The sequence below is a fragment of the Streptomyces sp. NBRC 110611 genome, from assembly GCF_001590865.1.
In the GTDB taxonomy this organism is placed as follows: domain Bacteria; phylum Actinomycetota; class Actinomycetes; order Streptomycetales; family Streptomycetaceae; genus Streptomyces.
This window is the reverse complement of the sequence record NZ_BBUY01000005.1, coordinates 1-25,550: the sequence shown is the minus strand read 5'-3', so window position 1 is coordinate 25,550 and position 25,550 is coordinate 1. Positions and strand designations below refer to the sequence as shown.

Genomic DNA, 25,550 nt, shown 5'->3' with positions numbered 1-25,550 from the left:
CCACCCACCCCCCCCACGGTCACTCCCGTTCGTCGCCCGCCCGGTGCCCCAGGAAGACTGGATTGGTCATCGCCGCCATGGGGCCCGGCAGGCCGGGAGTGGTTGGGTGGCGGACCTCCGCGCGTATGTACGCGGCGTTGTCGGGCGTGGTCTGCCAGGTGACCGTGCTCTCCCCGGAGGGCGGGAGAGGGGAGGAGTGCAGGCGGCCCTGGTCGGTGTGGAAGGAGGCGGTGCAGCCGGGAACGCCGGAGACCGTGAGCCGGGCCATGACCTTCGTCGTGCCGGGCACCTCCAGGCGTTCGCCGATCCCGGCGTGCTCGCCGCGCTCACCGGTGACGGAGAAGGACAGGCCGACCTTCGAGGACTCCGCGATCCACACCCGGCCCGCGCGTATGCCGTCGTGCAGGGCGCGGCGGGAGAGATCGTCGGCGAGCACCACGGTCTGCGGCAGGCCGATGATGTCCGGGCCACGATGAGCGTCGCTGTGTCCGACGGCCGGCAGCCAGGCCGCGCGGCCGCGGCCGCGGCAGTTGCCAGGTTTGTGTTCCCGGCTGTCTTGGCAGTGCGCGGCCAGGGTGTTGTCCCACTCGGCGAGGGCGACTTCGTCGTCGGGGGTGTACGGGCCGTTCCACACCTCCACCGCATCCGCTTCGTGCAGCCCGAACTTCCAGTTGCAGCCTATGCAGGTGGCGTGGGGATGCGCCGGGATGACCAGTCCGCCGGCCCGTCGGATGGCCCGGGCGAACCTGCCGAAGGCGTGGTCCCGGGCCCGGTAGCGCCAGTCGATGAAGACGCCCGGGTCGGTGCCCATCGCCAGCACATGTCCATTGCGGGTGGTGACTTCCTCGCCCATGAGGATCAGCAGGTCGTCACCCCACAACCCCTCCCAGGCGCGGTGCGAGGAGGTGGTGTTGTGCTCGGAGGTGGTGATGAAGTCCAGCCCGGCGGCCCGGGCCAGCTCCGCGATCCGGGCCGGTGTGCGCTTGCCGTCGGAGTGCACCGAGTGGAGGTGGCTGTCGCCGCGGTACCAGGCGCGGCCGCGGCCTCGCGCCCGGTCGGGCGGGTACACGGCTGCCGGGGCCCGGCTCGGCGGGCCGTACCGCAGGGTGAGGGTGACCTCGTAGGAGAGCCCCTGCGGTGCGACCGTGTACGGGCCGAGGGCGATATGCCAGGTGCCGGCGTTGACGGGGCCCGGGAGGTAGCCGGGGGTGGCGTCGTCGGCCCGGAGGAAGAATTCCGTGCGCGCGCCGCCCGACCAGCCGCGGAAGCCCTGCCCGCCGAGCCCGGTGCCCCGTTCGTCGAAGATGCCGATGTCGCAGGCGTTGCCCGCCGTGCCGTCCGGGACGGCGGGTCTGTCGTAGTCGTAGGAGACGGCGATCTCGCTTACGCCGGGCGGCACTTCGACCGGTAGGTAGACGAAGTCCGGCGCGCCCGTGGGCAGATGCCCGGTCACCCGGCGGGTCTGCTCGGCTGGCTCGCCTCCGGACTGCCGCCCGCCCGCCGGCACCGCGTCGGCGAAGCTCACACCTTCGAGCGTAAGCGCGCCCGCCGTACCCGCAACTGCCGAGAATTTCAGCACCTCGCGTCGATTCATCTCCGCCCCGTGATGTCTCGTGCCGTCCGTCCGATGTCGCTGCGCAGTCGGTTCGTCGCGCCGCGTGAAGACAGTTGTACGCGGGCGGGGCGGCGAGGAAAAGGCCTGTGGACAAAGGTCTGTGGATAACTGCCGGGCGGCGGGGCGAACTGTTCCTCGCACCCGGTTCAGCCCCCGTCAGGGCCTGTCGCCGGAGCCCTAGGACCATGGGCGTACGGCGCTCCCGTTCATGGTCGGTACCGCAGACCGATCCCCCGCCCGGCCCCGCGTCGTAGCGTCGATGGTGAAGGATCGCGGTGAAGGACCGCAGGATCCAGGATCACGGAAGGGCCCGCGCATCGCGGATCCGGTGGCGGCTGAGGAATCCGGGCCGGCCACCGGCAGCGCTGATCACGGGCCCACGGAGACCAAGGAGATCCCATGCCCAGCCTCGACCACACGATCGTGCTCAGCTCCGACCGCTTCGCCTCTGCCCGCTTCCTCGCCGAGCTTCTCGACGCGCCCGAACCCAAGGCCTACGGCCCGTTCGCCGTCCTCAGGCTCGACAACGGGGTGACGCTCGACTTCGCGGATCTGGCCGCCGACGGCCGGGAGTTCGTCCCCACGCACTACGCGATTCTGGTGTCCGAGGACGAGTTCGACGCCATCTTCTCCCGGATCGAGGAGCGCGGTCTGCCGTACTGGGCGGGCCCCCGCCACCGTGAGCCGCAGCAGTACAACACCCGCGACGGCGGCCGCGGGGTGTACGTCGACGACCCGGACGGCCACAGCATGGAGTTCCTGACCCGGACATACTCCGACGAGCTGCTCGCGAGTCTCTGATCCCCGAGAGTCCCGGGCGGTCGTGATCAGTGGCACATCGGCCGCCCGCCTTCCGGCGGTGGCGCTGTCGGTGCGCGCTCGTATGCTCGAGTAATGACATCCAGTGCGCAGGGATCTGACCAGGCGTTCGACCGGGGGACCGACCGCAAGACCGCCCAGCTGTCCGGCCGGGACGCCGGCCGGCGGACCCGCGGGGAGGAGGCCGCCCAGGACCGCTCCACCGTCCAGGCCTCTCCCGCCTCCCCGGTGACCGCCGCCTCCCCGGTGAGCCCCGCCTCCCCGGGGAGCGCCGCTTCTCCGGTGGGCCCCGCCGCTCCGGCCCGGCCCACCGCGAACGCGATGCGCCGCGCGCTCAGGCGGGCCCGCGACGGCGTGGCGCTGGATGCCGGCGAAGCCGCGGTGTTGCTGCAGGCCCGCGGTGCGGACCTCGAGGACCTGTGCGCCTCCGCGGGGCGGGTACGGGACGCGGGCCTGGAGGCCGTCGGCCGCCCCGGCGTCATCACGTACTCGAAGGGCGTGTTCATCCCCCTGACGCGGCTGTGCCGGGACAAGTGCCACTACTGCACCTTCGCCACCGTCCCCGGCAAGCTGCGCCGGGCCGGTCACGGGATGTTCATGTCGCCCGACGAGGTGCTGGACATCGCCCGGCGGGGCGCCGAAATGGGCTGCAAGGAAGCCCTGTTCACCCTGGGGGACAAGCCCGAGGAGCGCTGGCCCGAGGCCCGTGAATGGCTGGCGGCGCACGGCTACGACGACACCATCTCGTACGTCCGGGCCATGGCCATCCGCGTCCTGGAGGAGACGGGGCTGCTGCCGCACCTCAACCCCGGGGTGATGTCCTGGACGGACGTCCAGCGCCTCAAGCCGGTGTCCGCGTCTCTGGGGATGATGCTCGAGACGACCGCCGAGCGCCTGTGGAGCGAGCCCGGCGGCCCGCATCACGGCTCGCCCGACAAGGAGCCGGCCGTGCGGCTGCGCGTCCTGGAGGATGTCGGGCGCTCCAACGTCCCGTTCACCAGCGGGCTGCTGATCGGTATCGGGGAGACGTACGAGGAGCGTGCGGAGTCACTGTTCGCGCTGCGCCGGATACAGCGGTCCTACCACGGCATCCAAGAGCTGATCATGCAGAACTTCCGGGCCAAGCCGGACACCGCGATGCGCGGTATGCCGGACGCCGAACTGGAAGAGCTGGCCGCGACGATCGCGGTGGCCCGGCACATCATGGGCCCGTCGACGCGCCTCCAGGCGCCGCCCAACCTGGTGGACGGCGAGTACGCGCTGCTCATCGCCGCGGGGATCGACGACTGGGGCGGGGTGTCGCCGCTGACCCTCGACCATGTCAACCCCGAGCGCCCCTGGCCGCAGATCGACGAGCTGACCGAGCGCTGCGCGGCCGCCGGTTTCGAGCTGCGCGAACGGCTGCCCGTCTACCCGGAGTTCATCCAGCGCGGCGAACCCTGGCTGGACCCCCGCATGCTGCCGCACGTACGCGCGCTCGCCGACCCGGAGACGGGGCTGGCCGTCGAGGACGCCCCCGTGGTGGGCCGCCCCTGGCAGGAGCCCGACGAGGCCTTCACGCTGAACTCCTCGGGCCGTACGGACCTGCACCACACCATCGACACCGAAGGCCGCAGCGGCGACCGCCGGGACGACTTCGACGAGGTGTACGGCGACTGGGAGGCGCTGCGCGAGGCCGCCGCGCCCGTGATGGCGGCCGGGCCGGTCCCCGCCGGCGGCGGGCGGGGAGAGCGGATGGACGCCGACGTACGGCAGGCCCTGTCGCAGGCCGCCGACGACCCGACCGAGCTCACCGACGCCCAGGCGCTGACGCTGCTGCACGCGGACGGGCCCGCCCTGGACGCCTTGTGCGCCATCGCCGACGCACTGCGCCGTGACACCGTGGGCGACGACATCACCTACATCGTCACCAGAAACATCAACTTCACCAACGTCTGCTACACCGGCTGCCGTTTCTGCGCCTTCGCCCAGCGCCGTACGGACGCCGACGCCTTCACCCTCTCCCTCTCCCAGGTCGCCGACCGTGCCCAACAGGCCTGGGACGTGGGCGCGGTGGAGGTCTGCATGCAGGGCGGCATCCACCCCGACCTGCCCGGCACGGCATACTTCGACATCGCGCGCGCGGTGAAGGAGCGCGTCCCCGGAATCCATGTACACGCCTTCTCGCCCATGGAGGTCGTCAACGGCGCCGCGCGCACCGGCCTGTCCATCCGCGAGTGGCTCACGGAGGCCAAGGCGGCCGGGCTGGACTCCATTCCCGGTACCGCCGCCGAGATCCTCGACGACGAGGTCCGCTGGATCCTCACCAAGGGCAAGCTCCCCACCGCCACCTGGGTCGAGGTCATCAAGACCGCTCACGAGCTGGGGATCCGCTCGTCCTCGACGATGATGTACGGCCATGTCGACCAGCCGCACCACTGGCTCGGCCACCTCCGGCTGCTGGCCGACATCCAGCGGGAAGCGCGGTCCAAGAATGTCGGCGGCTTCACCGAGTTCGTCACTCTGCCGTTCATCCACACCAACGCCCCCGTCTACCTCGCCGGTATCGCCCGCCCCGGCCCCACCATCCGCGACAACCGCGCGGTGACGGCCATGGCGCGGCTGTTGCTCCACCCGCACCTCACCAACATCCAGACCAGCTGGGTCAAACTGGGCACGGAGGGCGCGGCCGAGATGCTCCGCTCGGGGGCCAACGACCTGGGCGGCACACTGATGGAGGAGACCATCTCCAGGATGGCGGGGTCGAGTTACGGCTCGTACCGATCCATCCAGGACCTGGTCGCCATAGCCGACCGGGCGGGCCGCCCCGCCCGCCCCCGTACGACGACCTACGGTCCGGTCCCCGAAGAGCGCCAGGCCGCCGCCCGCGCGTCGGACGGGCACCTGCCGGAGCTGCTGCCGGTGGTGGAGTAACGGCACCTCCGTCCGGACCGGCGCGCCCTCGCGCCCTCGTCGCGGCTACTCGCCCTCGTACTCGGACTCGTGCTGGAGGATGCACTGCTGCCACTGCGACAGCGCCTCTTCGCGGTCACCCCCGCTGTCCTGCGCGGCGACGATCAGAGCATCGGCGGCCATGGCGGCGAGCCGTACCGCGATATGGCAGACGTCGCGCTGGGGGAGCGGCCGGAGGAGTTCCACCGCGCCGTCGCTGTCCCCGGAGAGCGCGGAGGCGACAACGGCCATGGTGGTGCGATCCCACTCGTACTCGGACATGGGGAGAGCATGCCCAGCGGGCGCCCTCGCCATTATCGAACGGGCGCCCGGCCGGGAGATTGGCTCAAGGCCGGGCGCCCCGGTACCACTCCGCCCAAAAGCCGCCTAACCAGTGACTGTTCACATTCCCACCCCGACTCGCCTCGCCAAAAATTGATCAATTCCGGTCGATTACAGTGCTGCGCGAGGGGCCCGAGGGGGCGAGGCCCAGGAACCGGGTGAGCTTCGGGAGGGCGTGGTGAGCACAACGGGCAGCGGCGCCATCTGGGGGCGCGCGGAACAACAGGACTTCCGCAGCCGGGTGCGCGGCTGTCTGCTCGGCGGTGCCATCGGCGACGCGCTCGGGGCCGGGATCGAGCACCACTCACTCGACGCGATCCGTTCGGCACACGGCCAGGAAGGTGTCACGGACCTGGTGACCGCCTACGGGCGGCGCGGTGCGGTGACCGACGACACCCAGATGAGCCTGTTCACCGTGGACGGACTGATCCGCGCCCAGGTCCGCCGCGACACCGGCGCCTGGCACCCGCCCAGCGACGTCCACCGCGCCTATCTGCGCTGGGCCGCCACCCAGCGCGACTGGGGCCCGGACGAGCGCAGGAAGGAGGACGGCTGGCTGGCCCGTCAGGAGTGGCTCTACTCCCGCCGCGCACCCGGGCGGGACTGCCTGACCGGCCTCGGCGACGAGGTGATGGGCACCCTCGACAAGCCCAAGAACCCCGGTTCGAAAGGCTCCGGCGCGGTGATGCGCTCCGCGCCGTTCGGGCTGCTGGTCGGCTGGGAACCGCAGCTGGTCTTCCAGCTCGCCGTCGAATGCGCGGCGCAGACGCACGGCCACCCCACCGGCTATCTGGCGGCGGGCGCCCTCGCGGTGATCAGCCATGCGCTGGCCCGCGGCGACGACCTCGACAGCGCCGTACAGACGGCACTGGCCCACCTGGCCACCCGCCCCGGCCACGAGGAGACCACCGACGCCCTCCAGCGCGCGCTGGGCGCCGTACGGCAGGGCATGCCGACGCCCGCCCGGGTGGAGTCGCTGGGCGGGGGCTGGGCGGCCGAGGAGGCCCTGGCGATCGGCGTGTACTGCGCCCTGGTCGCCGAGGACCTCCGGCACGGTCTGCTGCTCGCCGTCAACCACAGCGGTGACAGCGACTCCACCGGCTCCGTCTGCGGCAACCTGCTGGGCACCCTGCACGGCGAGACGGCGCTGCCGCCGGAGTGGCTGATCGAGCTGGAGGGCCGGGACACGATCCTGCAGCTGGCCGACGACTTCTCGATGGAGATGCCCCAGGGCGCGGCGCTGCACGGGCCTGCCGGGTCCTCGCCAGGGTGGCTTGCGCGGTATCCCCGGGCGTGATGCTGCGCTTGGCTTGCTTCCCACGTTGTTGGCTTTCCCGCCGTGGTGCCTGGCGGCGGGCTGTTTTCCGCTGCGCGGGGCTGTACGTCACGGGTGCGCCCCTCCGGACTGACGTCCTGCGGTGCGCCCCCTACCGTGGGTGGGTGGGAAACGACCGGTGGGGGTGACCGTAACCCTGTACGTGTCCGCAGTGGACCACTCGCGTACGCCCCCACTCACCGACTTTCCTCCCCCTCACGGGAGGGGCCGCTCCGCAGGACGGCAGTCCGGAGGAGCGGACCCGCACCCGACAAACCCACGCCCGCCGCAGGCGCCACGGCGAAACGGACGGTACGGCGCCGCAGACGACAACGTGGGAAGCAAGCCAAGCGCAGCGGAGAGCCCCCTCGGCCAGGACGGCGATCCAGTCGAGAGGGCTCGTATCTGCGGTTTTGCGGTGCTGACGTGTCAGGTCACGCCACGTCGAACGCGCCGTCGGCGAGGTTCGACACGAAGTGGTTCCAGGAGGGGTTGTCGAACGTGAGGCGCGCCCCTTCGGGGTCCTTGGAGTCGCGCACGGCGATGGCTGCGGTGGCGGGCACGGCGATTTCCACGCAGGCGCCGTTGCCACCGGAGTACGAGGACTTGGTCCAGGAGAATGCGGAATTGGGCTGCACGGCCATGTTCACTCCTGCTTACTCTGAGTTACCGCGGATTCGGTAGTGATGACGCTACGCGCCGACATCGCCAGCCGCCGAGGCCGTTCACCCGTCCGAATGGTGTGTTCCGTGATCTCCTTTCATGGAAGGCGGGGCGGGGTGTACGGTGCGATCCGGTTTTCCGGAATGCCATATTCCGCCCCGTTTTCCCTGGTCCTGGGCCTCACCTCACCGCATCCGCATGAGTCTTCGCCGCGTCCGCGATGAACTCCCGGCTGGCTTCCGCGCTCAGTGCCTGTGCCCGCAAATGCTCGTACATGATTGTGTATTTGTGGACATCGTTGGTTTTCTCCAGATAGAGGTCGCTGGTGACGCCCTCGATGTACACCACGCTGGAATCCGAGGCGTCGTCGAATTCCAGGATGGAGAACGTTCCCGACATTCCGGCGTGCGCACCGGCGTCATAGGGAAGTACTTGCACCGTCACATGCGGCAATTTGCTCATCTCGACGAGATGGTCGAGCTGCTCGCGCATGATCAGATGGCTCCCGACCACCCGCCGCAGCGCGCTCTCGTCCAGCACCACCCAAAGCCGCAGCGGCTTCTCGGGGTCGTTGACGCGCTCCTGGCGGCGCATCCGCACCTGGATCCGCTTCTCCAAGTGGTCCGTCGCCAGCTCGGGGACGGTGCCGGGGATGACCGCCTCGGCGTAGCCGGGCGTCTGGAGCAGGCCGGGTACCAGCAGCGACTCATAGATCCGGAGCGAGGCGGCCTCGGTCTCCAGGCCGATGTAGACGCTGTACGGGATGTCGCCGAAGGCGTGCCACCAGCCCTGCTGGCGTGAGTCCTTCGCCATCTGCATCAGCGATTCGACTATCCGGTGGTCATCGACCTCGTACACCGCGCACAGGTCGCGGACGTCGCGCTGGCTGATGCTGCGGCGGCCGTTCTCGAGTCTGCTGATCTTCGATTGGGAGACCAGCAGCTCCTCGGCCACCTGCTCCGCCGTCATGCCCTTGTCCTCGCGGAGCCTGCGCAGCTCCTGGCCCAAGCGGCGTCGCCTGACGGTGGGGTTGATATTGGACGCCACGGGTAGTGCACCTCCGGCTCCGTACTGCTTTCGTTTCCTCAGCAGCCTGCCACCCCGAGGTGACACCGCGCAGTGAAATGCGTACAGAAGGCGAGCGCCGTGCATATGTGCGCAGGTGTATATGGGTGAAGCGTGTGCGCGCGGAGCGGGTGTGCGCGGGGCGGCGGATCGGCCGTCGTCCAGAACGGACCGGTCCGCCGTGCGTACTGTGACGCGTACTGCGAGCGGTGCGCATGGTTCGGGTGGTTCGGATGGTGCGTATGGCCCGGTGTGGCGCCGCACGGGTGGTGCGGGCCCCTGCGGCGCCCTACGGCGTCAGCGGGCGCCCGCCCGGGCCATCCTGCTGTGGCCGTGCCGTGACTGGTCCGGCGCGCCGGCCGGATCCGCCGTGCCGCGGGACGCGGACGCCGGTTGCCGTACGGTCCGGCCGCCGCCGTTGGCGGCCTGTGATCGCCGGGGCTGGGCCGCGACGCCGTTCTGCACGTCCATGACGGCGTGTGCGACCAGCCCGCCCATCGGGTCGTGCCGGATCAGATCCCGGAGACGGGAGCGCGATGACCGCCCCTCGTTCCCTGGATAGAGGTGCTTGCCGAGCCCGACCGCGTGGGCCAGCGCGGCGAGTGCCGCGGTCCGCGGGTCCGGCGGTACGCCGGTGCGGATCGCGTTGTCCAGCCGGGCCCTGATTTCCCGGCTGATCGCCGTCTCCGTCGCTTGGTAGCGCGTCGTCGGCAGTACCCCGCACATCTGCCCCGCCACGGCATGCACCATGCCGCACCGTTCGAGGTGTGTGAGGTACGTCTGGCGCAGCCCCAGGCGGGGCCCGCCGATCCAGTGGACCGCGCGCACCGGACTGCCGCGTCGCCGCAGCAGTTCGAGCGCGGAGTCCAGAGTCGGATCTCCTGTCGGCCGTGCCATCACCACGGCGATACGATCCCCGTCTGGGGCTATCCGTCCTGCCAGAGCCAGCTCTACTAGCTGTGCCCCGGCCAGGCCGAGGTCGAGCGACTGCGGCTGCGCTGTGGTGCCCGTTGCCGGGTCCAAAGCGAGCAGCAGAAGCTCCTCCGGAATTGTTCTGCGGCTCCTGCCCATCCATGCCTCCCCGCGTGGATGAATGACAGGGTGACCCCTCTCACATTCATCTGTCGAGAGTGCGTGGGGGGTTCGGTAGGGAACCGGTAGGTATGTCGTTCTCGTCTTGTACATCGGCGACAGCTATCCGTGGGGTGCGGCAGGTTCCGGTTCGCGTGGTGGCGAGGCGGCCTCATGCGGACAACAGGACACTCGGGAACACTGGGTCAGACAGCAGTGCGACGTACGAAGGAGACATCGGTGGCGGGCGAGTCCCCCGACAAGTCGGACAAGAAGCAGTCGTCGGGGGAGACGGCGCGGAGCGAACGTGATCCGCGCCTGTCCGCCTTCCGAGGGGAGCCGGCCGGACCGGCGAAGGAGTCGGAGAAGGAACCGGCGAAGGAGTCGGCGGAGCCTGAGCGGGGCGAGGCTTCGGAGGCGTCTGCGGGTACCCCCGCAAAGGCGGGAGTGAAGGCGGAAGCGAAGGCGGCGGCCTCGGCGGAGCCGAAGGCCGAGGAGAAGGCTGAGGTGAAGGCCGCGCCGGAGGGCGAGGAGCGGGCCGAGGCCACCTCCGAAGCCGACGCGGACGCAGACGCGGACGCGGACACCGAAGCTGCGTCCGGGGCCGGGAGTGACGCCGGGTCCGAGGCCGTCGACAAGGCGACCGCGGTGTTCAAGACCGTCGGGCGGCAGAAGGGCCGGCCTGCCGAGGCGGCAGCCGAGACGGTCGCCGCGACGTCCGGTGAGACCTCTGGTGAGGCGTCCGATGCCAAGGGTGACGGTAAGGACGAGGCGGCCGAGGACGATGCGTCGGCGGTCGATGACGCGACCCGTGTGTTTGCCATCGCCAAGACCAAGGGGAAGGGCGCCTCGGCCGAGACCGTCGATCAGGCGACCACCACGTTCAAGATCGCCCCGCCGGCCAAGGGCAAGGACGAGGCCAAGGGCGAGGGCAAGGACGCTCCCGATTCCGGCGTGGCGAAGGGGCCGGGCGCCGCCAAGGACTCCGCCGCCGAGGACGCTCCCGAGCGCGACTCCGAGCGGACCAGCCAGTTCGTGGCGCTGAAGTCGGCGGACGACGGCAGCGCGGACAAGTCGCTGGGCAAGACGGCGCCCCGGACGCCGACCCGTACGACCGCCAAGGCCACCGACAAGACCGCGGGCCCGGCCTCCGGCCCCGGCAAGGCCGCGGAGAAGGCCACCGACAAGGCCACCGACAAGGTCACTGACAAGGTCACTGACACGGCCGGGCAGAAGCCCGCGGACCGATCCTCCGGCAAGGCCGGTAAGGAGGAGACCGGCAAGGAATCCGGCAAGGAGACCGGTAAGGCGGCGTCCGGCAAGGCGTCCGGTGGCGCCGCGGCCACCGGGATTCTGCCGCCCGCCACCGGTGCCGCTCCCGCCAAGCCGGCCGCCGCCGGAGCCGGCGCGGCCACCGGTGCCGCGAGCGCCGCCGGGCCCGCCGCGCTGCCCGAGTCGGAGCGGACCAAGCAGGAGCCGCTGCCGCCGCTCGACCTCCTGGCGAAGCTCACCAACACCCCGCCGCCGGCCGAGACGCCGATGCGCACCATCGTCCGCCGGGTCAAGATCTGGACCCCGCTGGTGGCGCTGCTGGGGATCATCTTCGTGGTCGTCCAGTCGGTGCGCCCGCTGCCCGACCCTGCCCTCGCCTTCGGCGCCGCCAAGTCCTCGTTCACCTTCGAGGGCGGCAAGCTGTCCATCCCGTGGCCCGAGAAGGGGCAGGCGGCAGTCAAGGTTGTGGGCTCCGGCGAGCTGGGGACGTTCGGCGAGCAGAAGCCGGTGCCCACCGCGAGCGTCGCCAAGATCATGACGGCCTACGTCATCCTCAAGGACCACCCGCTCAAGAAGGACGAGAAGGGCCCGGACATCGAGGTCGATGCCAAGGCGGTGGACGAGGGCGGATCCGAGAGCGAGTCGCGGATCGAGGGGCTCAAGGCGGGGCAGAAGTTCAGCGAGCAGGACATGCTCAAGATGTTGATGATCCCGTCCGGCAACAACATCGCCCGGCTTCTGGCCCGTTGGGACACCCAGTCCGACAACGAGGCGGCATTCGTCAAGAAGATGAACGTCGCCGCCAAGGACCTCGGCATGAAGAACACCACCTACACCGACCCCAGCGGTCTGGACGCCAAGACCGTGAGCACCGCCGTCGACCAGCTCAAGCTGGCCGAGGCCGTCATGAAGTTCGACGCCTTCCGGCCGATCGTCGCCATGCCCAACGCCGAGATCCCGGGCCTGCCGGAGCGGATCAACAACAACAACGACGACCTGCTGCTGGCAGGGCTGAGCATCAAGGGCATCAAGACCGGCTCCAGCTCGGCGGCCGGCGGCACGCTGTCCTGGGCGGCCTACAAGACAGTGGACGGCAAGGACCGGCTGATCCTTGGCACGATGATGGGCCAGCATTTCGCGGGCGTGGACCCCGACGCCCTCAACAGCCTCAAGATGGTCAAGAACAACAGCAAGAAGGTCATCGAAGTGGTGCGCAACGCGCTGACCTCGGCCACGGCGGTGAAGAAGGGCCAGGTCGTCGGTTACGTCGACGACGGCCTGGACGGGCTGACGCCGGTCGTCGCCACCAAGGACCTGAACGCGGTGGGAGTCCCGGGCCAGAAGCTGGAGATGAGCCTCGGCGACGGCGGCAAGACCGTCCCGCACGAGGCCAAGGCCGGCACCCAGGTCGGCGTGCTGACGGTCGGCACAGGCGCGAGCGCCCAGACGGTGCCGGTGGCCCTGCAGAAGGACCTCGTCGCGCCGACGTTCGGAGCGAAGCTGACCAGGCTGGGGTGAGCGGCACCACCATCGCCGCCCGTGGCGCCCGTGGCGTCCGGGCGGCGCAGAGCACCGCCGTATGGCTGATGCCCTCCGGGCTGATGCTGCTCCTGGGGGCGTGGGGGATCCGCCGGCGGGAAGCCATCTGGCGGGACGAGGCGGCCACGTACGACATGGCCCACCGCGGCCTGGCCGACCTGTGGGCCACGCTCCAGCACGTCGATGTCGTCCACGGCGCGTACTACGCGCTGATGCACGTCTGGTTCCGCCTCTACGACGCCACCCTCGACGGGGACTTCGGCGCGGCGATCGGCCTGCGGCTGCCGTCCGTGGCCGCGATGACCGCCGCCGCGGCGGGTGTGGCCCTGCTCGGCCGACGGCTGGCCGGCCGGCGGGCGGGACTGTTCGCCGGCCTGACCTTCGCGGTGATCCCGCTCATGCAGCAGTACGCGCAGGAAGGGCGCTCCTACGCGATCGTCTGCGCCCTGGTCGTCTGGGCCGGTTACCTGCTGGTGCGGGCCGCCGCCCGTCCCCGCCGGAGGCTGTGGCTGGGCTATACGGCGCTGATGCTGTTCGCCTGTCTGCTGCACGAGTTCGCGTGTCTGGCGCTGCCCGCGCACGGCGCCGCGGTGGTCTTCGCCCGGCTGCCCCGCCGCGTACGGCGTGCCTGGGCGCTGTGCGCGGCCGCCGTCCTCGCCGGACTGGCTCCGCTCGCGGTCTACAGCACCCGGCAGTCCGCGCAGATCAGCTGGCTGATGTGGCCGGACCCGGTTCAGCTGCTGACCTTCGCCGTGCTCGCGGCCCTCGGCCTCGCCTGCGCCCGCGTCCGGGCGCTCCCCCGTCGGGAGGTACCCCCGTCCGGCCCGATCAGCCTGCGTGACCTGGCCGTTCCCCTGCTCCTGCTCCCCACTCTGCTGCTGCTCCTGCTCTCCCACCTACAACCGGCCTACGTCGACCGCTATGTCCTGTACTACGTCGCCGGATTCGCGCTGCTCGCGGGTGCGGCCCTGGCCCGGCTGCTCCGCCCGGCCGGTGAGCAGGGCCAGACCCGCACCCGGCGGCTGCGCCGGGTGGCGGCCGTGGCGTTGGTCCTGGCGGCTCTGCTCCCCGTCGACGTTCATCTCCGCAGCCCGGACAGCCGGGTCGACGACGTCACCGCGGTCGCCCAGGCCGTACGGAAGGTCGCTGAGCCGGGAGACGGCCTGCTCTTCATGCCGTCCCGGCGCCGGATCTGGATGGCGACCCGGCCGCACGACTTCCGTGGACTGCGCGATCTTGCCCTGGCCGAGAGCCCGTCGACGTCCCGCACGCTCTACGGAACAGAGCTGTCCGGTGACGAGGTCCGGGGCCGGATGCTGGCCAGCCGCCGCATCGTGGTCGCCGGGGACCCGGCCGGGCAGCCGGCCGACAACAGTGACGAGGAGATCGCCAAGCGGGCCACGCTGCGTTCGGCGTTCGTAGTGTGTGGCACCACGGAGGTGCGGGGGGCCCGGGTAACGCTCTACGCACGGGCAGGAGGCGGCACGGAAGGTGGCGATGCGGGAGACTGCTGAGACGGGGCGCCGTCGGCCTGTGCCGGTATGGCGGTATGGCGGTGTGGCCGAGAATCTCCGGTCGAGAGGGGAATTCTGGCCGACAGAGGTTTCCTTGTGAAAAACCGGCGAGGGGGCCGTCAGTTTACTGACGGCCCCCTCGCGGCGTCCCTCGCGACCGGTCAAGGCTCACACGTCGACGTTCGCGGGAAGGGAATTCAGCCGCAGTACGGGAGATTGTTCCAGCCTGACAGGTTGCCGATGTAGGACCAGCCGCTTACCCCAGTGGTGTTGTCCTTGAGCTTCACCATCCAGGCGTCTCCTGCCAGGCCCTGGCAGTACCCGGTGACCGAGTGGCTCTTGTATCCGAGCCCCGCGACAGAGGAGTTGATGTCGAGCTTCGCCCGTATGCGGGTGCCATCGGTGGTGAACGAGATTTTTGTGGCCTTGGAGGCAGCGCTCGCCGCCGGCGCGGAAAAGAGAAGCGTGGTGGCGGTCATGGCGCCAGCAGCGGCGAAAATCCACTTGGACTTCATGTGAAGCCTTTCCCGGTGTTCTTGTTGATCTTGGTCGACTGTATACCGGGCAGGGGATTCAAACAACCATAAAGCAGCGGGTATTGACATCGGCGTTTATGGGTGATTTGTGCACTTGGGTATGGCATTTCTGGTCCCGGTGGGCGCCCGGAGTGCGGGCCGGGGCCACCCGGTGAGGTGCGGGGTCGGCCGCGTGTGCTCGGGGGGCTGTGGGTGAGGGCTGTACGCCGGAGTGGTCATGACTCCCTTGTTCGCCGCGAGTCTCGGCTGGCTACCGCAGGGAGACATGCCTACGGTGCCCGTATGAGCACCTCCCCGGAGTACGCCACCTTCCATTTCCATGCGCTGCACCACGCCGACCGGCCCCTGCTGCTGCCCAACGCCTGGGATGTCGCCTCGGCCGCCGCTCTGGCCGGAGCCGGGTACGCGGCGGTCGGTACGACGAGTCTGGGCGTCGCCTCGGCCCATGGCTGGCCGGACGGCCGCGGCCTCACCGAAGTCCGCGAGGCGACCCTGGCCCTGGCGCGGCGGCTCAACGGCCGGCTGCCGTGCCCGTACACCGTCGACATCGAGAGCGGATACGCCGGAGACGCGGCCCAAGTCGCCGCAATCGCAGGCGAGTTGGCGGAGTGCGGGGCGGCCGGCCTCAACCTGGAGGACGGGCTGCCCGGTGGTGCGGGGCTGCAGGACCCGGTCCGTCAGGCCGAGTTGATCAGCGCGGCGAAGGAGCGCGCACCGGGGCTCTTCCTGAACGCCCGGGTCGACACCCACTGGCGGGTGGACGCCCCGCCGCCGCTCTCGGCGACGCTCTCGCGCGCCGAGAGCTATCTGGCCGCGGGCGCGGACGGCATCTTCGTCCCGGGAGTCGTCGCCGACGCGGACGTGTCGGTACTGGTCGCCGAGATCCCGGCGCCGCTGAACATCCTCTTCGCCCCGGGGCGACACACCGTCAGCCGGCTCGCGGAGCTCGGCGTTCGCCGTATCAGCACCGGCTCACTGCTCTTCCGTACCGCCCTGCAGGCGATGCTCGGGGCGGCGGAGGCCATCGGCTCGGAGCGGGAACTGCCGGATGTCACGGGGACGGGTGGCGAGGTGCTGGGGTACGAGGACGTGCAGCGGCTGGCGGGGGAGGAATAGGGAGGAGCAGGGGAGAGTGGGGGCGAAGCAGGGAAGCAGGGGGCTCGGCGGCGGGCCGCTCAGGCCTGATGGCCGCTGCTGTGGCCGCTCTGCCGCCGGCGCTGCACGGCGACGACCGCACCGGCCACGCCCAGCGCGCCCGCGCCACCGATCAGTCCGGCCTTGGGCAGCTGGCCGGCCTTCTCGGCCAGTCCGGCCAGCCCGTTGTCGGGCAGCATGATCGACGTCCGGCTCTCCGTGTGCGCGGCGGTGTCGGCGGCGGAGGCGGCACCTGCGGGAAGCAGCAGGACGGCCAGCGCACCGGTCGCGACGGTGGCGGTACGGATCATGTGGCGGCGCTGGGCCCGCATGGGTGCTCCTCGTCGGGGGCGGCGCTCGCCGCCATAGGGGTGAGTTACGGCACACCACGGTACGGAGCGTCCTTAACGGCCACCCATATGTTGTGTAACAGTCAGCAAGATCTCTGCGATCGGCCCTGTGACGAAGCCTCCTGACGATGAAGCTCCGGGCCGAATGACCGTACGGGTGTGCGGATATGCGGGTGTGTGGGTGTGCGGAGGTGCGGAGGTGTGGCCGTACGGGCGTGGGCGCGACGACGACGGAGGCGGTGGCGACGAGATGCGACGGTCCCCGTGCCTCCTGGTTCTCCTGCCCCTCCTGTCCCTCCCGCTGCTCCCGCTCCTCGCCGCCTGTGCCGGTCCGGAGGGGCTGGAGAGCGACGGGCGCGCCAGGGACGTCAAGGCGCCGCTCGCGCTGTGGCCGGGCTCGTCGCCCGCCCCGCTCGCCCGGGAGGACAGCCCGACCGCCCGCAAGCCGGTACGGGGCGTGCCGCGCGTCCCCAGCGGCAGCATGGCGGACGCGGACCCGCTCGCCGTCGTCGCCGCGGACCTCACCGCGGAGGGGCGGCGGCCGCCCGCCCCCAAGGCGGTACGCCGCCCCGTACTGCACGACCTGACGGGTGACGGCAAGCCGGATCTGATCACCGCCGTCGACCTCGACCCCCGCAACAGCGAGCTGCGCGTCTACAGCGTCCAGCACGCCGTGGTGACCCGGGTGCTGGTGCTGCGCGCGGTGCTGGCCGGGGTCGAGCTGGCGGCCGGGCACCTCTCCGTCCGGGAGCCCACCAAGGACCCGCGCTATGTCGCCGTCACCGACTACGTCTGGGACGGCGACTCGATGGCCCTGTGGGACCTCACGCTCGACGATCCCCGCAAGCACCTGACTCGGCAGGTGCGCGGGACCCGGCCGGCCGGTGGCGGTCCGTCCGGCGGCGGTCCGGCCGGCGGCGGTCCGGCCGGCGGCGGCCCATGAGGTTCCCGGCGGTCTCCGTCCGCTGGAAGATCGCGCTGACCGTGATGGCGGTGAGCTGCGCGGTCGCCGCCGTGTTCGGCGTCCTCGTGCACAACGAGGTGGCCCGGCACATCGTCGCCGACATCCGCAAGGAGACCCGCGAGAACCTCGATACCGCGCTGGACGCCTTCGAGTACGGCACCTCGCGCGAGGGCGTCAACCCCCTGCTCGATCCGGCCGAACTGCCCGCCGGACTGGGCCGGTTGGTGCGCTCCGGGCAGCGCGGCACGATGGTCGGTACGTACCGGGACCGGCCCGTCATGTGGGCGGCGGCGCCCGCCGGCGGCCGGGTGCTGGCCGTCTGGCACTCGTACGCCAATACCCGGCACTCCCTGGAGGAGCTCGACACCGTCATCCTGGGCTCGGCCGTGCTCGCCGCCACGGCCGTCACCCTCGCCGGGCTGCTCCTGGCCCACCGCATGAGCCGCCGGCTGGCCACCACGGCGGCGGTGGCGCGCCGGATCACGGCCGGGGATCTGGACGCCCGGGTCGGCGACGGGGAGGACCTGCGGCGACCGGGCCGCGGTCCGGCGGGGCAGGACGAGGTGGCGGCGGTGGCCGCGGCCCTGGACTCCGTGGCCGGCTCCCTGCAGAGCCGCTTGCAGGCCGAGCAGCGCTTCACCGCCGACGTCGCCCATGAGCTCCGTACGCCGCTCACCGGCACCCTCGCCGCGGCCGAGCTGCTCCCGGAGGGACGGCCCAAGGAGATGATCATCGACCGGCTGCGGGCGCTGCACCGCCTCACCGAGGACCTGCTGGAGATCTCCCGGCTGGACTCCGGCACCGAGCGCGCCGACTTCGGCGCGTACGAACTGGGGGCGCTGATCGAGCGCGCGGTGCGCGCCACCGGCCTCGACACCGAGGTACGGATCGTCTCCGAGACCGTCGTCGAAACGGACCGGCGGCGCCTCGACCGCATCGTCGGCAACCTCGTCCTCAACGCCCACCGGCACGGCCGGCCGCCGGTCGTCGTCACCGTCGACGCCCCGCCCGGCGGTCTCCCCACCGTCGAGGTACGTGACCACGGCCCCGGCTACCCCGACGATCTGCTGCACCACGGCCCACGGCGCTTCCGCACCGACGCACCCGGCCGCGGCAAGGGGCACGGCCTGGGCCTGACCATCGCCGTCGGCCAGGCCGCCGTCCTCGGTATCGACCTGTGCTTCTCCAACGCCCCGGACGGCGGCGCCCGCGCCACCCTGTACCTGGCGCACGGCTCCTCCGCCGCCCCGCCGTGACCCGAGGGCACTCACCCCCGGCTCACCGCAGGCGCTCGGGACTCACCACTCGGCACTCACCAGTCGATGGCGTCCAGGTCGTCCGGAGCCAGGTCGTCCGGCGGCTCCGGCAGCGCTTCGTCCTCACCCGCCGAGGCACCGGCTCCGCTTCCGTCCCCCGCGCCTCCGCCCGCTGCTGCTCCTCCTCCGTCTCCGTCTCCTTCTCCGCCGCCGTGCTCCCTTCCCGCCAGTACGTCCAGGATCGGCTGCCCGTACTTCACCAGCTTGTTCTCGCCGACCCCGTTGACCGTGCCCAGCTCGGCCGTCGTCGTCGGCCGGAGCATGGCGATCTCCCGCAGCGTCGCATCGTGGAAGATCACATACGCGGGCACGCCCTGCTCCTTGGCGGTACGGGCCCGCCAGCCGCGCAGCGCCTCGAAGACCGGCCGGGCCTCCTCGGGCAGGTCCACCGGCGCCCGCTTGCCCTTCGCCTTCGCCTGCGCCTTGGCCGCGCGCGCCGCCTTCTCCGGCTCCCGGCGCATCGGCACCTCGCGCGCACCGCGCAGCACCTCGCCGCTGGTCTCGGTGAGCACCAGCGTGCCGTACTCACCCTCGACGGCGAGCAGGCCCTGCGCCAGCAACTGCCTTACCACGCCCCGCCATTCGGCCTCCCGAAGGTCGGCGCCCACCCCGAAGACGCTCAGCGCGTCGTGATCGAACTGGATGACCTTCGCGGTCTTCTTCCCCAGGAGGATGTCGATGATCTGCCCGGCCCCGAACTTCTGCCCCCGCTCGCGCTGGAGCCGTACGACCGTCGACAGCAGCTTCTGCGCGGCGACCGTGCCGTCCCAGGTCTGCGGCGGGGTCAGGCACGTATCGCAGTTGCCGCACGCACTGCTCTCCTGGCCGAAGTAGGCCAGCAGCCGGACCCGCCGGCACTGCACCGTCTCGCACAGCGCCAGCATCGCGTCGAGATGGGCCGACAGCCGCCGCCGGTGCGCCTCGTCCCCCTCCGACCCGTCGATCAGCTTCCGCTGCTGCACCACGTCCTGGAGCCCGTACGCCAGCCAGGCCGTCGACGGCAGGCCGTCCCGTCCCGCGCGTCCGGTCTCCTGGTAGTAGCCCTCCACGGACTTCGGCAGATCCAGATGCGCCACGAACCGCACATCCGGCTTGTCGATCCCCATCCCGAACGCGATCGTGGCGACCACGACCAGCCCGTCCTCCCGCAGGAAGCGCGCCTGGTTCCGCGCACGGGTGCCGGCGTCGAGCCCCGCGTGGTACGGCACCGCGGGGATCCCGTTGTCCACGAGGAACTGCGCGGTCTTCTCCACCGACGCCCGCGACAGGCAGTAGACGATCCCCGCCTCCCCGGCGTGCTCCCCGCGCAGCAGCTCCAGCAGCTGCTTCTTCGGCTCGCTCTTCGCCGCGATCCGGTACTGGATGTTCGGCCGGTCGAAGCTGGCCACGAAGTGCCGGGCGTCCGCCATCCGCAGCCGGTTGGTGATCTCGGTATGGGTGGCCTCGGTCGCGGTGGCGGTCAGCGCGATGCGCGGCACCTCGGGCCAGCGCTCGTGCAGCATCGACAGCGCCAGGTAGTCGGGCCGGAAGTCGTGCCCCCACTGTGCGACACAGTGTGCCTCGTCGATCGCGAAGAGCGAGACCTTGCCGCGGTCCAGCAGGCTCAGCGTCTGCTCGACCCGCAGCCGCTCCGGTGCCAGATACAGCAGATCCAGCTCCCCGGCCAGGAACTCGGCCTCGACCAGCCGCCGCTCCTCCAGATCCTGTGTCGAATTCAGGAAGCCGGCCCGCACACCCAGCGCGCGCAACGCGTCGACCTGGTCCTGCATCAATGCGATCAGCGGCGAGATCACCACGCCGACACCGCTCCTGGCCAGCGCGGGAATCTGGTAGCAGAGCGACTTGCCGCCACCGGTCGGCATCAGGACGACCGCGTCCCCGCCCCCTATGACGTGCTCGATGATCTCCTGCTGACTGCCGCGGAACGCGTCGTACCCGAAGACCCGGCGCAGCACCTGCACCGCCTCGCTCGTCCCCGGAGCGTCTTCCACATCCATGTCCACGACCACTTCCACGTCCGCCAGAGCCATTCCAGAAGCCTACGAGCTCCACGCCCTCCCCTGTGGCCCCTGTGGATAACTCCGCCGCGGAGACCGGCTGTCCAAGGGGCGGGGTGGTAGTGGGGAGGTCACGGCCGTGGGCGTGAGTGGGAACGTCGCGCCACAGAGAGGACATCGCAGACATTTCGGCGCGTCGCTGACTGATTGTGAGATATGTCGTATTAGCCTTCAGTAACCACATGAAGTCGATCGACTACCGATCGCAATCGTTCAACCTCCGGAGATGGGAAAATGAGCAAGCTTCGTACGGCTGCCGTTGTGGTCACCGCTCTCGGCAGTGTCACCTTCCTTGGCGCCGGCACCGCCTATGCCGACGGCCACGGCTCGTCCATCAAGTCCGGCAGCTCATGCCGGTCGCACGACCTGAACGTCGACGTCCTCGGTGAAGTCGGCATCCTCAACGGCCTGTTGGGCAACGCGCTCAACGGCGAGGGTGCTCCGGGTGCGCAGCACACCGGGATCGGCTCGAGCATGGGCTGCAACAACAGCGTCGGCATGGGTAAGTAACGGAACCAACGCAACACCGAGACAACGGAAACAACGCAACAACGCAACAACGGAAACCCGGAAAAGGGGAGTGGGTCCGGTGCCCGGGGCGGCGCTCCGGCACCGGACCCACTCCGCAGAAATCGAAGGTGCCGCCCGGTGCAGCTCGATCCGCCCGGGCGGCGTCGCGCTACCGCCGGCCCGCCAGTCGCCCGGCCAGCAGCCCGGCCAGCGTCCGGGCGGACTCGCCGACGATCACGGAGTGGTGGTCCACACCGTCGAACCAGACCGGCCGTGACCCGCCCCGGCCCTCCGTACCGCCGCCCAGAGCCTCGTCGAGCGGAATCAGCCCGGCGAAGACATCGCGCCCCGTGCCGCGCGCCCGGACCATCGTCAGCCGGTCGCGGACCGCCCTGCCGTCGGCCCGATGGGCGGCCAGGATCGCGGAGTTGTTCGCGTAGACGGTATAGATCCGGTCCAGCTCCGCGCCGCCCATGGAGCGTGGCAACAACCCCGCCGCGAGCAGGGCCGCCTCGGTCTCGCACAGCCAGGACGTCCGGTCCGTCCCTGGCGCCCGCTCCGGCACCAGCGGGCCGACATCGGCGCCCCCCGTCAGGTCCGAGAAGAAGCCGGCCGCCCGCTCACGCTCCCCGGCCGGCGCACCGGCGAGAGCTCCGGTGAAGGCGTCGACCGTGGTCACCGAGGCCGCCGGGCGGCCCGCCGCCGCCAGCAGCTCGGCCAGCTGCACGGCCACCGTCCCTCCCATGGACCAGCCCGCCAGGTGGATCCGGCCGGCCGGCAGCTCGTCCAGCAGGCGGTCGCGATAGCCGGCCGCCATCTCCACGAGGCTCCCGGCGAGCGGTTCACCCGGCAGCAGGCCCAGCGCCCGCAGCCCGTACACGGGCGCTCCGGCGGACCGCGGGTCCGCGCCGAGGGCGTGCAGCAGCTCCTGGTAGCAGAGGACCTCGCCGCCCACCGGGTGCACCAGCACCAGCAGGTCGCCGTCGCCCGCGCCGCCGCGCAGGGCGATCAGCTCGGAGCCGGTGCCCGCGGAACCACCGGCCGCGGCTGCCGCCGCCAGCTCCTTCGCCTGGGCGGCGATGGTCCGTGCGCGCATCAGCGTGCCCAGCGGCAGCGAGGTGCCGAAAGCCTCGCCGATGCGGTGGAACAGGCGTACCGCCACCAGGGAGTTGCCGCCGAGTGCGAAGAAGTCGTCGGTGACGCCGCGGGGGGCCGGGCCCAGCAGTTCGCGCCACAGCCCGAGCAGGGTGGCCTCGGCGGCGGTGCGCGGTGGGACACCGTCCGCCGGGGCCCGCGTCGCCCGCGAGCGGGGCGACTGCTCCAGCAGCGCGTGCCGGTCGACCTTGCCGTTGGCGCCGAGCGGGATCGCGTCGACCGCGACGACCCTGGCCGGGACCATATACGAGGGCAGCTCGGCCGCGAGCGCCGCGCGCAGCCGGTCCGGGTCGGGCCGCGCGCCGGGAGCCGGGCTCACGAACGCCACGAGATACGGCTGGGACCCGCTGCCCGCCACCACTGCCACGGCCCTGCCCACCTCCGGCCGGGCGGCCAACCGCGCCTCCAGCTCGCCCAGTTCGATCCGGTGCCCGCCGACCTTCACCTGGTCGTCCTGGCGCCCGAGGAACTCCAGGATGCCGCCGGGCCGGTAGCGGGCCCGGTCACCGGTCCGGTAGAGCCGCTCCCCGGTCGCGGGGTGCCGCACGAAGGCCGCCTTCTCCAGGCCCGGGGCATGGTGGTAGCCGGTGGCCACACCGGCCCCGCCGATGTACAGGTCTCCGGGTACCCAGGTGGGCACGTCGACGAGGTCCGCGTCGAGCACGTGCAGGGTCTGGTTGGCGAGCGGATATCCGTACGGCACGCTCGACCAGCCGGCCGGCTGCTCCTCGGTCCAGAAGCAGGTGGACCAGATGGCGGCCTCGGTGGCACCGCCCAGGGCGACGACCCTGGCGCCGGGGCAGACCTGGGCGATCCGCTCCAGCAGCGGCAACGGTACCCAGTCGCCGCTCAGCATGATCAGCCGCAGCGAGCCGAGGAGCTCCGCCGCACGGCCGCCGAGGTACTCGAGGGTGAGATCGAGCAGTGCGGGCACCGAGTTCCACACCGTGGCGCCGTGCCGTCGGCACAGTGCGCCCCACGCCTCGGGGTCCGGCGCGCCGCCGTCCTCGGGGATGATCACGGATCCGCCGGCGCCGAGAAGGCCGAAGATGTCGAAGACCGAGAGATCGAAGGCGAGTGACGAGACGGCGAGCACCCGGTCCTCCTGCGTGAGCCCGAAGCGCCGGGTCAGGTCGCGCAGGGTATTGACGGCGGACCGGTGGGAGAGCACCACGCCCTTCGGGGTGCCGGTGGACCCGGAGGTGTAGATGACGTACGCGGTGCGGTCCGGGTCGGCTGCCGCGTACGCCCCGGCACCCTCCGGCCCCTCGGCCGCTTCCGCTTCCGGTTCCGCGGTGTCCGCCGGTACCGGGAGCACCGCCACCCGAGTCCCGCAGCCGTCCGCATCCCCCACCAGCGCCACCGCCCCGCTCTGCTCGAGCACCGCTTCGACGCGCGCGGCGGGCCAGCTCGGCGCCATCGGCAGGTACGCGGCCCCGGCCCGCAGGACGCCCAGGACGGCGATGATCTGCTCCGGGGACTTCGGCAGCCGCACGGCCACCAGGTCGGTGCGCTCCGGGTCCCGGCCGACTCCGGCCCGGCGCAGTCGCGCGGCCAGCGTCCGGGAGCGCCGGTCGATCTCGCGCCGGTCCAGGCACCGGCTCCGGGTCAGCACGGCGGGGGCGGCGGGCCGTCGGGCGAAGGCCTCCAGCACGAACGAGTGGAGCGCGCCCTCGGGCAGCGATGATCCGGTCGCGTTGGCGCTGCGCCGGTCGGTGAGCTGGCGTTCCGGCAGCGGGCTGGGCTCGGTCCGGCTCCACTCCGCGAGGTCACCGGCGAGCGCCAGCAGCCGAGTCCGGTGGTGCTCGGCCAGGTCGTCGACGAGACCGTCGGGGTAAGCGGCGGCGGCGTGGTCGAAGTTGCAGACCAGCCCGCCCTCCTCCTCGTACACCTGGTGGTCGAGCTGCACGGTCGGCGTGCTCAGGGCGCTGTGCACGAGCTTCGCGCCGGGCAGCGGGAGCAGGTAGTCATGGGGTGAGCCGCTTGCCAGGCCGAGGGCCGAACTGAACACGACAGGCGCGGGGTTGCCGGTGTGCCCGGTGCGTCGGTTCACCGCTCTGCCGACTTCCACACCGGAGACCGCGGCCGCGGCGAAGTCGGTGTAGGCCACCGCCATGCGGGCCCGGCCGCGCTCCGCGAAGGAGCCCTCCCCGGCGTCGACGCCGACCAGTACGGTGTTCGAGGCGCATCCCCAGAACGGCTCGCCGCCCGGGCGCCCGTCCGGGCCGGTCTCCGGCGTCCGCTGGGAGGTGAGCACGGTGAGAGTGCCGCCGCGTCCACCGGACCAGCGCAGCAGGCAGTCGGTGTAGAGGCAGAACAGCGCGGCGCTCGGCGACATCCGCATCGCCGCGGCGTTCCGCTGAAACGCCTGCCAGGTCTCCGGATCCAGTCGATGAGCACGTCGCAGCAGCAGCGGCGACGTCGCCGCCGCGGTATCTCCGGCGGCGCGACGTGGCAGCTCGAACGCGGGCGGCAGGGTTTCCACTCGCGTATGCCAGTACCGCGCGGCGGCCTGGTATGCCTCGGTGTCCTTGGCGCGTCTCCGCTCATCGACAAATCCGTGGAAGGACTGCGCGGAGGATTTCGGCCGGTGGCCGGGGTCCGCGTAGCACCGGCCGAGCTCGGTGAAGAAACGCGGAGTGGTGGTCCCGTCGAATACGGTGAGCCGCAGTGCGATCTGCAGGTGCGAGGTGCCGTCGGGAAGCAGTACCAGACGGATCAGAAAGGGGCACCCCGCAGTGTGCGGAGGGATATCAAAGGGAAGCGCTGAACGTAATTCCTGGAGGATGTTCAGGGCGCTTTCCGCCGAGTGCCCCGTCAGGTCGCTGGTGGATACCAGTGGATTTTCTTCGGAGCCGGCCGGGGCGTAATCCTGCACGCCCTCGGGGCGCATGCGAAGGCGCAGCGCCGGGTGGGTTTCCCGGAGTCTCGCCAGGGCCTCGACGAGCCGCCGCTGATCAGGGGTGACACCGGGCCCGAATGCGTACTCCTGGCAGAGGAGGGCCGGCGCCGGATCATCCGCTCCGCCCAACTCGCCCACGACATACGCATGCTGCAGATCGGTCAGTGGAAAGGGTTCGACGCTCTCCGTCATGACGACTCCCCCGGTATCTCGATAGTGCAGAAGTGCAGAAGTATCGAACGAGAAAAATTGGCGTGGCGCGCCGGATGGCTTTTCAAACGGAAACACAGGGCAACCTGAATCGCAACCCCCGTCGAGAGGTGCCGGATCGGCACCTCGGGCGTTCCGGGTGGGGCGAGGACCGATCAAGGACAGTACAGGGAGGCCGGTACCTAGCCTCGCCGAGTGTGACAGGAATGTTCCGTACGCGGAGGGAAAGCGATGGGTAGGACACTCGCGGAGAAGGTCTGGGACGACCAT

General features: G+C 71.2%; 18 protein-coding genes. 9 read left to right on the top strand and 9 right to left on the bottom strand.

Going from position 1 to position 25,550, the window contains the following annotated elements; translation table 11 throughout:
• Positions 1-19 precede the first annotated feature (19 nt).
• Positions 20-1,594, bottom strand: a complete 1,575-nt coding sequence (locus tag AZE13_RS13435) for a CehA/McbA family metallohydrolase (protein ID WP_107288337.1) — start codon at positions 1,592-1,594, stop codon at positions 20-22.
• Between the two features lie 420 nt (positions 1,595-2,014).
• Here AZE13_RS13435 and AZE13_RS13430 point away from each other — a divergent pair, with 420 nt between their 5' ends.
• Positions 2,015-2,416, top strand: a complete 402-nt coding sequence (locus tag AZE13_RS13430; protein ID WP_066930691.1) for a VOC family protein — start codon at positions 2,015-2,017, stop codon at positions 2,414-2,416.
• Positions 2,417-2,509: 93 nt separating this feature from the next.
• Positions 2,510-5,347 carry a bifunctional FO biosynthesis protein CofGH gene (locus AZE13_RS13425; RefSeq protein WP_258527783.1) on the top strand — a complete coding sequence of 946 codons (2,838 nt, stop codon included), beginning with the start codon at positions 2,510-2,512 and terminating at the stop codon, positions 5,345-5,347.
• A gap of 45 nt (positions 5,348-5,392) precedes the next feature.
• On the opposite strand, the gene AZE13_RS13420 is transcribed toward AZE13_RS13425, so the two are convergent.
• The gene (locus AZE13_RS13420) at positions 5,393-5,647 is read right to left on the bottom strand and encodes a hypothetical protein (protein WP_066931369.1); all 255 of its coding nucleotides are present in this window, start codon (positions 5,645-5,647) and stop codon (positions 5,393-5,395) included.
• Positions 5,648-5,885: 238 nt separating this feature from the next.
• Here AZE13_RS13420 and AZE13_RS13415 point away from each other — a divergent pair, with 238 nt between their 5' ends.
• On the top strand, positions 5,886-7,004 hold the full coding sequence (locus AZE13_RS13415; protein WP_066931367.1) for an ADP-ribosylglycohydrolase family protein: 1,119 nt from the start codon (positions 5,886-5,888) through the stop codon (positions 7,002-7,004).
• Positions 7,005-7,456: 452 nt separating this feature from the next.
• Here the strand turns inward: AZE13_RS13415 and AZE13_RS13410 are convergent, their stop codons facing one another.
• The 3 genes from AZE13_RS13410 to AZE13_RS13400 form a co-directional block, all read right to left on the bottom strand.
• A complete protein-coding gene (locus AZE13_RS13410; RefSeq protein WP_066930686.1) occupies positions 7,457-7,666 on the bottom strand; it encodes a DUF397 domain-containing protein in 210 nt (69 codons plus the stop codon).
• Positions 7,667-7,865: 199 nt separating this feature from the next.
• Positions 7,866-8,732 carry a helix-turn-helix domain-containing protein gene (locus AZE13_RS13405; protein WP_066930684.1) on the bottom strand — a complete coding sequence of 289 codons (867 nt, stop codon included), beginning with the start codon at positions 8,730-8,732 and terminating at the stop codon, positions 7,866-7,868.
• A gap of 315 nt (positions 8,733-9,047) precedes the next feature.
• The gene (locus tag AZE13_RS13400) at positions 9,048-9,821 is read right to left on the bottom strand and encodes a GOLPH3/VPS74 family protein (RefSeq protein ID WP_066930683.1); all 774 of its coding nucleotides are present in this window, start codon (positions 9,819-9,821) and stop codon (positions 9,048-9,050) included.
• Between the two features lie 240 nt (positions 9,822-10,061).
• On the opposite strand from AZE13_RS13400, the gene AZE13_RS13395 reads away from it, so the two are divergent.
• Both AZE13_RS13395 and AZE13_RS13390 read left to right on the top strand, forming a co-directional pair.
• Entirely contained in the window at positions 10,062-12,611 is a 2,550-nt protein-coding gene (locus AZE13_RS13395) for a D-alanyl-D-alanine carboxypeptidase family protein (protein ID WP_066930682.1), read from the top strand.
• Positions 12,608-14,146, top strand: coding sequence for a glycosyltransferase family 39 protein (locus tag AZE13_RS13390; protein ID WP_258527782.1), 1,539 nt, complete (start codon positions 12,608-12,610; stop codon positions 14,144-14,146). Before AZE13_RS13395 ends, AZE13_RS13390 begins: the two co-directional genes overlap by 4 nt.
• Positions 14,147-14,343: 197 nt before the next feature.
• Here the strand turns inward: AZE13_RS13390 and AZE13_RS36335 are convergent, their stop codons facing one another.
• Positions 14,344-14,661, bottom strand: a complete 318-nt coding sequence (locus tag AZE13_RS36335; RefSeq protein ID WP_147264660.1) for a hypothetical protein — start codon at positions 14,659-14,661, stop codon at positions 14,344-14,346.
• A 303-nt stretch (positions 14,662-14,964) separates the two neighbouring features.
• Here AZE13_RS36335 and AZE13_RS13380 point away from each other — a divergent pair, with 303 nt between their 5' ends.
• Positions 14,965-15,798 carry an isocitrate lyase/phosphoenolpyruvate mutase family protein gene (locus AZE13_RS13380; RefSeq protein ID WP_066930678.1) on the top strand — a complete coding sequence of 278 codons (834 nt, stop codon included), beginning with the start codon at positions 14,965-14,967 and terminating at the stop codon, positions 15,796-15,798.
• 59 nt (positions 15,799-15,857) lie between these two features.
• Here AZE13_RS13380 and AZE13_RS13375 read toward each other — a convergent pair whose 3' ends face one another.
• Complete coding sequence (locus AZE13_RS13375) at positions 15,858-16,148, bottom strand: hypothetical protein (protein WP_066930676.1); 291 nt, start codon at positions 16,146-16,148, stop codon at positions 15,858-15,860.
• Between the two features lie 268 nt (positions 16,149-16,416).
• Here AZE13_RS13375 and AZE13_RS13370 point away from each other — a divergent pair, with 268 nt between their 5' ends.
• Positions 16,417-17,109 carry a hypothetical protein gene (locus AZE13_RS13370; RefSeq protein WP_181690340.1) on the top strand — a complete coding sequence of 231 codons (693 nt, stop codon included), beginning with the start codon at positions 16,417-16,419 and terminating at the stop codon, positions 17,107-17,109.
• Positions 17,106-18,386, top strand: coding sequence for a sensor histidine kinase (locus tag AZE13_RS13365; RefSeq protein ID WP_066930675.1), 1,281 nt, complete (start codon positions 17,106-17,108; stop codon positions 18,384-18,386). Before AZE13_RS13370 ends, AZE13_RS13365 begins: the two co-directional genes overlap by 4 nt.
• Before the next feature lie 56 nt (positions 18,387-18,442).
• Here the strand turns inward: AZE13_RS13365 and recQ are convergent, their stop codons facing one another.
• Positions 18,443-20,476: a DNA helicase RecQ gene (gene recQ, locus AZE13_RS13360; protein WP_066930674.1), complete on the bottom strand. Its 2,034-nt coding sequence runs from the start codon at positions 20,474-20,476 to the stop codon at positions 18,443-18,445.
• 261 nt (positions 20,477-20,737) lie between these two features.
• On the opposite strand from recQ, the gene AZE13_RS13355 reads away from it, so the two are divergent.
• The gene (locus AZE13_RS13355) at positions 20,738-21,013 is read left to right on the top strand and encodes a hypothetical protein (protein WP_066930673.1); all 276 of its coding nucleotides are present in this window, start codon (positions 20,738-20,740) and stop codon (positions 21,011-21,013) included.
• Positions 21,014-21,182: 169 nt separating this feature from the next.
• Here the strand turns inward: AZE13_RS13355 and AZE13_RS13350 are convergent, their stop codons facing one another.
• Positions 21,183-25,262 (bottom strand): non-ribosomal peptide synthetase, encoded by a 4,080-nt coding sequence (locus AZE13_RS13350; protein ID WP_066930672.1) that lies wholly within the window; start codon positions 25,260-25,262, stop codon positions 21,183-21,185.
• Positions 25,263-25,550 lie beyond the last annotated feature (288 nt).

Bases quoted from the DNA above. Each gene is read 5' to 3' on its own strand.
- AZE13_RS36335 (WP_147264660.1), bottom strand. From the start codon at position 14,661: ATGAAGTCCAAGTGGATTTTCGCCGCTGCTGGCGCCATGACCGCCACC.
- AZE13_RS13435 (WP_107288337.1), bottom strand. From the start codon at position 1,594: ATGAATCGACGCGAGGTGCTGAAATTCTCGGCAGTTGCGGGTACGGCG.
- AZE13_RS13420 (WP_066931369.1), bottom strand. From the start codon at position 5,647: ATGTCCGAGTACGAGTGGGATCGCACCACCATGGCCGTTGTCGCCTCC.
- AZE13_RS13365 (WP_066930675.1), top strand. From the start codon at position 17,106: ATGAGGTTCCCGGCGGTCTCCGTCCGCTGGAAGATCGCGCTGACCGTG.
- AZE13_RS13425 (WP_258527783.1), top strand. From the start codon at position 2,510: ATGACATCCAGTGCGCAGGGATCTGACCAGGCGTTCGACCGGGGGACC.
- AZE13_RS13380 (WP_066930678.1), top strand. From the start codon at position 14,965: ATGAGCACCTCCCCGGAGTACGCCACCTTCCATTTCCATGCGCTGCAC.
- AZE13_RS13350 (WP_066930672.1), bottom strand. From the start codon at position 25,262: ATGACGGAGAGCGTCGAACCCTTTCCACTGACCGATCTGCAGCATGCG.
- recQ (WP_066930674.1), bottom strand. From the start codon at position 20,476: ATGGCTCTGGCGGACGTGGAAGTGGTCGTGGACATGGATGTGGAAGAC.
- AZE13_RS13370 (WP_181690340.1), top strand. From the start codon at position 16,417: ATGCGACGGTCCCCGTGCCTCCTGGTTCTCCTGCCCCTCCTGTCCCTC.
- AZE13_RS13375 (WP_066930676.1), bottom strand. From the start codon at position 16,148: ATGCGGGCCCAGCGCCGCCACATGATCCGTACCGCCACCGTCGCGACC.
- AZE13_RS13400 (WP_066930683.1), bottom strand. From the start codon at position 9,821: ATGGGCAGGAGCCGCAGAACAATTCCGGAGGAGCTTCTGCTGCTCGCT.
- AZE13_RS13410 (WP_066930686.1), bottom strand. From the start codon at position 7,666: ATGGCCGTGCAGCCCAATTCCGCATTCTCCTGGACCAAGTCCTCGTAC.
- AZE13_RS13355 (WP_066930673.1), top strand. From the start codon at position 20,738: ATGAGCAAGCTTCGTACGGCTGCCGTTGTGGTCACCGCTCTCGGCAGT.
- AZE13_RS13430 (WP_066930691.1), top strand. From the start codon at position 2,015: ATGCCCAGCCTCGACCACACGATCGTGCTCAGCTCCGACCGCTTCGCC.